Below are 10,940 nucleotides of genomic sequence, written 5' to 3'. Positions count from 1 at the left end.
TAGGTTTTCACAGTTTCGATTAATTTTACTAATTCTCCCTGGATGTTAGGTAACTTTTCTTGTTCGGTGACTGAGCGTTGCTGATTTTGTTCTAGGATTTTCTCAGAGACTTGAGTAACTTGCTCTGTCACTGTATCAATTAACCGAGACAAGTTAGCATTAGTCACATCGAGATTATTACTAGAGCGCTCAATCCCATGGGAAGCAGTGAGAATTTTATCGGAGGTTTGGGAGAGTCTTTCATCGAGACGATTGATAAATTGGTTTCCTAATTGTTTCGACTCGGAGTTAAAACTGTCTTGATAGGTTTTCACAGTTTCGATTAATTTTACTAATTCTCCCTGGATGTTAGATAACTTTTCTTGTTCGGTGACTGAGCGTTGCTGATTTTGTTCTAGGATTGTCTCAGATTTTTGATTCAAGTCAGTAATTTTTATTCCTAACTCAACCATAGTTGTCATTGAACGCTGGAAGTCTTGAGTTAAAGAAGCTAGAGATTGAGTTGATTGGTTTAAATCTGTAGTAGAATCGGCAAACTGTTGATGAGCAGTCATTAAATCTGCGGTTGCTTGCACTAACTTATCAGCAAATTGACTACTTTCGATTTTTTCGGAAGCTTCCAGAAAACCTAGCGCACTATTTTGTAATTTTTGAGAAGATTCTTGGATATTTAAATACACTTGTTCTGCTAAATCGTTAGCTCTTTTATTACTGCTGATAATCTCCCCGATATTCTGCTCTAGTAGTGCAGTGGATTGAGAAAATCTCCCTTGAGTTTCTGCTAAACTAGCGGTAAACCTTTCGATATTACCAGAGAAGTTACTTTTTTCAATTAACTCTGACGCTTGTTTAAAAAGCAGTACACTATTTTTTAGTTCCTGAGAGGATTTTGTAAACTCTCGGTTTGCTTGCGTGATAATTGGTACTTGCTCGTTAAGTTCAAAAGCTGAACGCTGAAAAGTCGTCGCACCGGTAGATAAAGTTCCCGCAGTTTCAGTTAATCTTTCACAAACCTGGGTGACTAACTTAGCAGTTTCCTGATTACCATCAGCAATTTCTTTGGCAACTTTTCCTAAAGAAGATTCTAATACTCTCGTCACCTCAGTATGAAAGTTAGTCAGAAATGCTTGCTGTTTATCCACCATGCGATTAACCGCTTTATCCAAGCGACTATTCCCTTCTACAGTCGGCTGCAAGATGTTATCTAAATAGTCTTCTAGGGAACTAATTAGATTTACTTTAGCAAGGTTGGTATTAAAGATTAAGTTAATCACAGTCAGTAAAGAACTACAAGCTAAACCAATTAAGCTAGTGATAAAAGCAATCCCCATACTTTCTAGGGGAGTTTTGAGCTTTTCTCCTAAACTTTGCACATCGACATTATTGATATCGATAAGTGTGCTAATTCCCGTCAGATTGAGAGTAATTCCGAGGAAAGTTCCCAACAAACCAAAAGCGAGGAGGAGATTGGGTAAGACTCTTACAAAATAATCCCATTTCTCGCAGCTAAGAGATTTAGACATGAAAGTAAATTGTTCTTCATGGTATAAACCATCTACCAAAGCTGCGGTATTAACATCATCTAGTTGACTACTGGCTATCTTAAATCTATTCTCTAGATTAGAGATAATTTTAGGTTGAACCCCGCGACTTTCTCCCCGAATTAAGCGCTTGACTTTTACAGTTGACTCTTGGAGATGTTTATAGAGAGCAATCCGGATTCCCAGAGTTAAGACGGTGGGAAAAATAACCAAGACTAGAGTTAAAAGAATCAGATAGGGGGGAAAAAGGTTAAGTAATGCCATGATAGTTATTAGATACCTCGAATTGTGGTTGATAGAGAGAGTTGGGGGTGAATGTTTCCTCAGATAGCTGGGGAAACATCATTAAGATTGATTAATTTTATCATTCATCAGTAGTGCTAACCTCTGGGGGTAAACTGGGTTGACTAATGTTATTGTTTGTTCCCAGTAAAGTTTGTTGCTTTTGCTGTTGTTTGTCTAGTTTTTTCTGTTCAGCAGCACGTTTTTCTAGTTCCATTTTCAGTTGATTAACAAAACGGGTGATAATTCCTTCTTTTGCCTCCTGTTGAGCATTTTCATATTGTCCAGCTACCTTATTCTTGTAGCGAGAATTGGGGTGATGGTCAGGTAAATTTTTGACATTGTTGACAAAATAGCTGACGTTCTGAAAATAATCACCCTCGTTAGTAAATAATAGAGGAGGATTAGCCAAAATCTCATTTTTTGCCTGATTAAGCAGTACCTGCAAAGCATTAATCATGTCCTTACGAGAAGCAAATTGTTCTAAAGCAAGTCGCCAATTACCGCTAATGTCAATGATGGACTTATTGTTAAATAAATCGCCTTCGATGACTAATTGATAAGTATCATCTTCCTCATCGTATTCCAGTAAACCGAGAGCAATTGCGGGATAGAAAATAAACTCTAATTCCTCAATTAATTTTGCAGGTGGTGGGATAATATCAGCAAAATCTATCCTGTAATCATTGTGTAAAATGCTGATTCTCTTTTGGTCTTGATAGATTTTTTGTAACCCAGATAAATCAGTAATGATTCTTAGGGGAAACCCACCAAACTCGTAGGTAATTAGGATTTCTTCGTCCGTTTGAATTGATTCAAAAGAAGTCCCCAGATTAATATTTAAATCAGATTCAAGAGTCTTCATAAATCTTTGCATGGTGGGTGAATTATCATCCTTAGTCCCAATTAGTAATGCTTTATCTGTATGCAAACGATAGTAAGCATCATTAACATTTATGGGTAACATTAAATCAGCTTCTCGCAGAATTTGCGCCAAGCGTTCAGGAAAATCATGGGGTTTATATTGACCCATAAATCGCTTAATTACTGCATCAATTTTATTAGTGCTTACCGATTGAAACTGTTTCTCTATTGTTGCTGTTAGAGTCTCTTTGAGAGTTTCATTGTCAATAACAAAAGATTGGCTAAATAAACTGAATAGTGAAGCATTATAGCCTAAATTATTGGTGACTTTTTGGCTAACGGAAATGTATTGAGTTCGGGAGTTACTGTCCGGGATACAGTTATCAATATTCTCCTCTGGGAAAATACCTTCCCCAGTCATCTCGTCGAGATTTAACTGCATTAACTCCTGTTCGTATTTATCGTATTCTGCGATTAGCTGATATAGGGATTCTTTCAGTTGTTGTATCTGCAGCATTCGACTGGAAATATGCTTGAGAATCGCTTCAACAATCTTTCTGGATTCCCCATTGATGCTGAAATTAAAGTTATGCTGAATTAATTTTTGTCCGCTTTGAACGTAGTCTCTTAACTCGGACTTGATTCTCTCACTATTGGCATTTTTATTGAACATCTTGAAGACAGACTTTTTCCCGTTTATATCTTCGAGAGTTTGTTTAACATTTCGCCAAATGTTATCAATTTTTTCCGAGGAATGAAACCCTTTATTATCCTGAGATAATTCCTCTAGATTCCCCTTGTAGGTATTAATCTGTACCTGTAAAGCGACCAAAAAAGATAGGCTATTTTCCAAAGAAAATTCTAGGCTATCAGGATTAAGAAGAATCTCCAAAAATTGGTCAATATCTGACTTAAATTTTTCGATTAATTTAGGTTGAGTTTGTTGGGTCAGAGTTAACCAGATTCCGCGACTGCTATCTGTTTCTCCCCCTTGTACTTTGCGAAACTCTTTTTCTAGGGATTGCTTGACGGTTTGGGGTAAATTCTCCAAATCTTGACTATTGGATATTTCTTCCTCTAGGGAATTTTTCCAAGAGGTTAAAGTCTTAGAAAAAGTTTTATTATTCTCTAGGGTTGCTTCTTCCAATCTGGCAGTAAAATAATCCTTATTACTTTGGGTACTCCAATTAGCTAGGAACTTACTTAATAACTCTTGTCCACTGGGACTTTGACCGTATCCCTCTAACCAAAATTTAATTAATTTGAGACTAAAACGATTAAGACCAATCTGCACAATTCGGTCGCGAGTAAAATAAATCCTCGCTAGTCCAAAGGACATATAACCTTGACACATCTGAAAAGGATGATTATCTTTACGAATCATCGGGTCTTTATGGTTATCCCGATTTCTTTTAATGGGGAGAGATAACTCATCGGCAAAATCCAAGAAAATCTTGTAAGCAATGACATTACATAATTTACCTTTGTTATTAATCTGGTAATCTCCCGCAGTGCGATTAGAAACTAAGTAGGCAAAATCAAAAGGAGAACGTTTTTCATCGATGTTGACGAAATTTTGTTTATCATAACAGGCTTGAAAGGAATTACTTTCATTGCTATAATGATCTAACTCTTTCAAAGCTGCATAGGTATTAGCTCTCATAATTGCCCCATCACCATAAAGTTTAGGACTAATTACCAAATAACCAAAGGATGTATATTCGGTGGTTTGTTGTAAAATATGACGCAAAGTGTAGGCCACATCGAGGAAAATACCGCTACCAGTTCCCCCACACAAAGAACCGACAACAAAGACATTTAACCCCCCTTGGACATTAAAACTTTGACCATTAACTTTACCGCTAAACATAAAGGATTCATGACCAGAAGTTCGTCTTTCCGCTGCTTCAATTGCCTCTTGAATTTTTTGATAGTTATGGAAGAAAGCTAAACGACCGACGGGACGAATACCTCCCGCACCATTTTCAATGGAAGTTATTTGTTTTTTTAGTCTTGGGTCTAACCAGCTTGCAATATGGGAAAAGGGACTTTCAAAAAGAGTTTTGTGTTCAAGTTCATAGGTGAGATTGTTAACATCCTGAGCATTCATATTAATGAATACTCTTTCAGCAGCTGATAAAAGAATTTCTTCTCCGTGATAGCTATTTCCTGTGGGTAAACCCGAACCATTGAAAGCGTTTTTGTCTGTGTCAATATGAACAAAACTGACAACGGGTAGGTTAGATAACTTCCCATACTTATCAATAATAAAGCGACGAATTCTCATTAACACATCTCGACCAGTACCACCTAATCCGATGATAATTGTCCGTTTGATAGCGCGGGTTTGACTGGTGTTAGCCATGGTTTAAATCTCCTGAGTTATTTTTTGCTAATCTGAATTTGTAGGTCGAAATCTTGATGGTTATGGTGATAGGTTAAAGTCAGGTAATTTTTATCTATCTTCACCTCCTGAGTTAGTTGATTACCTCGATAAAAAATCTCTGCTTGTTTAGTGGGTTTCAGATATAACTGATTGCCGCGTCTTTCTAAATAGCAGCGAATTTCTTCCCCATGACAAGGAATGGTATTCTTATGATATTCATCACCACCGATGTTAATTCTTTCGGATGTTTTTAAAATATATTTTTGGGTTTCATCTTCATCCTGATAAGATGAGACTTCAATAGTCCAAGCAGTATTTAACAGCAACCAGTGACGAATTCCCAAAATACTCGCTACTATTCCCCCAATTCCCATTAATGTAATTACCAATGCTGGCAACCATAACTGACTCAAGAGATAAGGATTAATCAAACAGGTTTCTTGTCCTCCCGGTGCGGGAGTGCAAAACTCTTGTGCTGTGGGAGCAATATCGACCACTGATAGTTTATATTTATTGCCGTTAGTGGCAGTAATTTCTTGAGTTCTTAGATTAATTGGTAGGGAATTAAGCCAGTTTTGTCTTTCCAAACTTTCGGGAGAATTAGCAAGACGAAAAGGGCTATTTTTTGGGGTTTCTATCCACTGTTGTGAAGTAATCCCCGCAGCGGTAGAAAGGGGTGCATCGGTAATCCAAACTACCGACAGGGGTTTGATAGCTTGATTGGCAGTTAAACGACACTGATTTAAGCGTGCCAGTCGGGGATAAACGTGCCATTCTGCGCGCTGAATATCGGTATTTTTAGCACTTTGGCTAGATTGCCAAGGAATCGCCTTTAAAACCGCGTCTATATCTTCCCTTCCGCGAATTAAAATCGGTTCTGTAATCGGTTGAACATTATCAGCAAAGGGGACTAAATAAACGGAATCGTTATTTTTTAAACTATCGCGAATAATTTGACCGAGGCGCGTGCGTCCTTCATCATTAAAGTTAACACTGCCGGTAAGATCGATCGCTAGGATAACATCTCGTCCCTGCCAACGAGCCACCAAATCTAATCCGAGTTTTTGCCAATCGGTAAGCGGTTCCCCGGGGGATACCGTTAAACAGTCAGCACTTTTCATCTAACCTCGTCCGAGAGTGAAAAATTGAGCTTATCCCTATCCTTGCCCCATTGTACTAAAAAATTAATACTTCTTAAAAGTTTTTTTTGCTTTTATTCTCGATTTGCCCTAGGTTATTGTCAATAGTAACCATAGAGTAAACTAAATTTTAAAGAACGTAGGTTGGGTTGAAGCATGAAACCCAACGCCAGCATGGGTTACGCTACCGCTAACCCATCCTACAAATAATTGTGCCTCCCTACTTAAATTGCTTGTTGAGATAAGGCAAGAGGTAACAGTAAAGGGGGGAGATTCAGAGGTTAAAATGTGTCCTAGCTTATCCTCTAACCACCCAATCCTAATTCTCGTCTTAGCAATTGAATTGATTTATCCCCAATATAATTATCACTACAGATAATTTCTGGCAGACGAATTAAATCCGATCGCACTTCATTAATCAGATTTTTAATTAAAGTATAACTCGCTTGATCACTGATAATTGTCTGGGAAGTTCGAGCTAAAACTTTTAACTTATCCGTTTCATGAATTTGGGCAGACATAACTAATAAATCATCGCCCCGTAAACTATGAATTAAAATTTCGGCCACCTTAATAATACCGGTGCTAATACTGACAATCCCCAAACGGCTATCGGTGGGTAATTTTTTGATTAATGCCAATTCCTTGCTGTAATCGTAGATATCGATGGGAATGACTCGTAGGTGAAAAGGAGCGGCAATTTCCTCCGCCACACTGATAAAATAGCGACTGGTGACAACAGTGGCAGATTTAGTATTGGCTAAAACTTGGGCTAAATCCTCCATTGCCACTAATTGGACGGGAATTTTGAGGGATTGCTCTAATTCTCTCAACATTAGTTTTCCGGCACCCAAATCGTGACGGGGAATGGTGACAAGAACTTGAGAACGACACTGCGATCGCCAATCGATTTCCGCCAGTAATAACTCGCGAATTTGCTCTAAAGTTAAACCTTGAGCGAGAAAACCAGCCAAACTCTGGCGAATTAGTCGGCCTATTTCTGGATTTTGTGCCAATAGGGGCGAACCCAATAAATTATCGTTTTCATGCCCGCGAGCCTTGACATAAATCCCCGAACCTGCTATGGATTCTACTAACCCATCGTCTTCCAGTTGCTGATAAATTTTACTTATCGTATTACGGTGTAATCCCGTGATCATAGCTAGTTGACGGGTGCTAGGTAAACGATGGCCCGGGGGATACTGACGAGAGGCGATAGCGAAGCGAATTTGGTCAAATAATTGCTTAGAGGCGGGTATTTCACTGTCGGGCTGGATTTGGAACTGCATCGGATCACTTCACTCACAAACTACTTTCGCTGATGCCCATTCTATCATTAGACCCTCTGCTGTAATCGGACATCTTCCCTGATCTGATGGGTTTCCGAGGCAGTATTCAGGAGCTAGAAGCAGAAAAAAACAAGATATTATTTATTTAAACTAGAAAAGCTACTTTTTTACTTAAAAATAGTTAAAACAATCATTTTAATCCGTCCCTGAAATCCCACTCATGGGGTAGATAGTCATACCAAATCCGTTTTTAATAGTGTGATTAACTCTCAAGTTATGAATTGTTTCTCCCCACACCCCACCTCCCTATCACCCCATTTCCCCCCGCAACGCGCACGCAGTGACCCCCCCACTATACTATACTTTTTGAACAGGATTTAGTATCAACAGCTGATTAAGGTGATCGATCCTCGTGGAGAAGTTTTAAGCGATCGCTCAAGGTTTTGGTTAAGCGGACAGTTTCCCGTTTTAGCGAATTTTGTTGATAATCAAGCACATTAATCCCTTGACCGATGTTTACTGTCGCTTCGCTTCCCCATCCGGGGTAAGGCTGATTATAACTAATGCTTACCGGCAAAATCTTGATATCTGCATCGGGTTTCATGATCTTAACTTCCAACGCGATCCGCGCTACCCCCGGTTTAAGAGGATGAACCACTCGATCGCGACAGATACCCCCTTCCGGAAAAATCGCCACCATTTCCCCCGCGGCCAAAAGTTCGACGCTATGGACCAGACTACCCATACCGGGGTGATCGGTGTTGACGGGAAAACCCCCCAAACGTCGGATCAACCAACCTTGCACCCCTTTCATCTCGTTAGCGGAAACCATAAAGCGCAAATCGCGTCTACTAACTAAGCGTCCCACCGCGTAGGGTAAAATCAGCGCATCCCAACGGGAACGATGGGTAGGTGCAAGGATGACCCCCCCCGTTAGGGGAATATTTTCTTGTCCCTTAACCGTTATTTTGCTGAAAAAAGCTGGTAAAACCAGATAATTTCCCAGAAAATAACAAAAGCGAATTAAACAGGGATTAATTCGGGAATTGACAGCAGGACTTTTTCTAATGGTGAGGGACTCGTCAACGATAGTGCTTTGAGACATCCGAAGTGTTAGGAAAGATCGAGACTTTCTGACCTCTTCTACTTTAGTCTAGTTGTCTGGGGGGTCGCCATCTTGTCCTGACCAGTTCGGCAATTGTCTTGGGGGATTAAGGGTTAGGATTGGGGTTGTACTCCCGATCCTACTGGTGCGATCGAGTTTAATTGCAAAGAGGGATGATCTTCTTTGACTTGCTGTAAATTCCACTCATTTTTGAATAATAAGACGGGACGACCCCAGTAATCTTTGACAGTTAGAGTATTAAAGAGTTTACCTGCTTTTTCTAAAGCGGCCCAACCCCCGGCTACCCAACGGGCTAAACTATAGGCTAGGGGTTCGAGGGTAGTTTCGACTCCGTACTCGCTTAAAAGACGGAATTGCACCACTTCAAACTGTAATTGACCGACGGCGGCTAAAATTGGGTCGCGTTTAAATTCATCGATCGAGGATAATATCTGTACGGCCCCTTCTTCCTGTAATTCCGAGACTCCTTTTTGAAACTGTTTGAACTTGGAAGGGTTAGGATTTCTGAGATAGGCGAATAATTCGGGAGAAAAACAGGGAATACCTTCGTATTCGAGCTTTTTACCCATATAAATCGTATCACCGATCGCAAAGACCCCGGGGTTATTCAATCCGATCACATCTCCGGGATAAGCTTCTTCAATAACTGCCCGATCTTGGGCAAAAAGCTTCTGAGGACGGGATAAACGGATAGTTTTACCGGTTCTAGCGTGGTTTACTACCATATCCTTCTCGAATTTCCCCGTACATACCCGCACAAAGGCTACCCGGTCCCGATGTTTGGGATCCATGTTTGCTTGCAGTTTGAAGACAAAACCGGTGAAATCGGGATAGGTGGGATCAAGGACACCGAGGGAGGAATTGCGTCCTCTGGGTGGTAATCCATAGTCGAGGAAGGATTCTAGGAATAATTTCACCCCAAAATTGGTCATGGCGCTACCAAAAAAGATCGGGGTCATTTCTCCTGCGTGGACTGCTGGCAAATCCAATTCCGCACCCAATTCCGAGAGCAGTTCTATATCCTCTTTTAACTGGTAATACAGGTCTTTTTCGAGATGATCTTCAATTTTGGGGTCGCCAAGCTCGATCACGGTTTCCTGCGCCTCCTGAGAGCCGTGGGAGCGACGTTCAAACAGGTGTATGGTTCGGGTGGCCCGATCAAAAACTCCCCGAAAGCGATCGCCAATTCCGATCGGCCAATTGACGGGATAGGTCTGTAATCCTAATTCTCGCTCGATTTCGTCCAATAAATCCAGAGGTTCGCGGCCGGGGCGATCCATTTTGTTAACAAAGGTAAAGATAGGCAACTGACGCAGTTTGCACACTTCAAAGAGTTTTCTCGTTTGCGGTTCCAAACCTTTGGCCGCGTCGATTAACATCACCGCATTATCGGCAGCGGCTAGGGTACGATAGGTATCTTCGCTAAAATCTTGGTGGCCGGGAGTATCGAGGAGATTAATCTGAAAATCACGATAATCGAACTGTAAAACCGTGGAAGTAATCGAAATTCCCCGTTGTTTTTCCATTTCCATCCAGTCGGAGGTGGCTTTGCGTTGGTCGCGTCTTGCTTTGACTGCACCCGCTTGATGGATTGCACCCCCGTATAGTAACAGTTTTTCGGTCAGGGTGGTCTTTCCCGCGTCAGGGTGGGAGATAATGGCAAAATTTCGCCGTTTTTCCAAGACAGCTTCGCTGGTTTCTAGTTCTTTTTCAATTTCGGTCGTCATTCTAATTTCGATCGCTTTCCTATCTTTCTATTCTAGTTTAGCTGGGGAGTTAGATATCTTTATGGCTCTGATTCTAGGTTAAACTCAATCCGGCTCTGTAAAACCATTTCTGCAATTACCGCTCCTCCTTTACCTTGAGCTAAAACCCGCTCAAAACGGTTGATTAATTCGGGAATATTGATCACTTCCTCTACCGATTCTAGATATCTTTCGACAATTGCCCTGATCTTGTATCTTATCTTAGCTTGCTCCGCAACTTTTTCTAAAATTTCCTCGCAAGTCTGCTCGGTTTTAACCACAAAAGTAATGGGATATTTTTGCACTTTATCAATATCTAAAAAATATTTATCAGCAGCTATCGTTTCCGTAACTTGAAAAAATCGACCTAGGGGTTTCATGACAAAATCTATCCCCCCGTCATTGGCATTTGTTCGACCAGTTTTATATAACTGAACTTCCCCCGTATAAACATACTAGCTATGGCTAAAAGTCTTACAGAGCCTGAGTTAAAGCAATATAATACTAATGGACTACTGGACACAAAATCCTGAATTCCTTACGCAGATAGGGTTTGAGGCAAAATTTT

The 10,940-nt window shown here is 40.4% G+C and carries 6 protein-coding genes and 1 pseudogene; all 7 read right to left on the bottom strand.

All coding sequences use genetic code 11. From position 1 onward, the window contains the following. A partial coding sequence (locus tag IM500_RS22535; RefSeq protein WP_287739576.1) for a methyl-accepting chemotaxis protein occupies nt 1-1,805 on the bottom strand: 1,805 nt, incomplete at its 3' end. A gap of 100 nt (nt 1,806-1,905) precedes the next feature. Further along, complete coding sequence (locus tag IM500_RS22530) at nt 1,906-5,052, bottom strand: tubulin-like doman-containing protein (protein WP_287739575.1); 3,147 nt, start codon at nt 5,050-5,052, stop codon at nt 1,906-1,908. A 17-nt stretch (nt 5,053-5,069) separates the two neighbouring features. Continuing rightward, nucleotides 5,070-6,194, bottom strand: coding sequence for a vWA domain-containing protein (locus tag IM500_RS22525; protein WP_287739574.1), 1,125 nt, complete (start codon nt 6,192-6,194; stop codon nt 5,070-5,072). 323 nt (nt 6,195-6,517) lie between these two features. Next, nucleotides 6,518-7,501 (bottom strand): GntR family transcriptional regulator, encoded by a 984-nt coding sequence (locus IM500_RS22520; RefSeq protein WP_287739573.1) that lies wholly within the window; start codon nt 7,499-7,501, stop codon nt 6,518-6,520. 394 nt (nt 7,502-7,895) lie between these two features. After that, nucleotides 7,896-8,606 (bottom strand): lysophospholipid acyltransferase family protein, encoded by a 711-nt coding sequence (locus IM500_RS22515; RefSeq protein WP_190721287.1) that lies wholly within the window; start codon nt 8,604-8,606, stop codon nt 7,896-7,898. A gap of 113 nt (nt 8,607-8,719) precedes the next feature. Then, the gene (prfC, locus tag IM500_RS22510) at nt 8,720-10,354 is read right to left on the bottom strand and encodes a peptide chain release factor 3 (protein WP_079206484.1); all 1,635 of its coding nucleotides are present in this window, start codon (nt 10,352-10,354) and stop codon (nt 8,720-8,722) included. Nucleotides 10,355-10,413: 59 nt separating this feature from the next. Next, nucleotides 10,414-10,803, bottom strand: a pseudogene (locus IM500_RS22505) (restriction endonuclease); the annotation flags it as partial. Nucleotides 10,804-10,940: the final 137 nt, after the last annotated feature.

Origin of the sequence: Microcystis sp. M179S2 (assembly GCF_020245805.1) — a bacterium.
Classification (GTDB): Bacteria; Cyanobacteriota; Cyanobacteriia; order Cyanobacteriales; family Microcystaceae; genus Microcystis; species Microcystis aeruginosa.
This window is presented reverse-complemented; position numbering and strand designations above follow the sequence as displayed.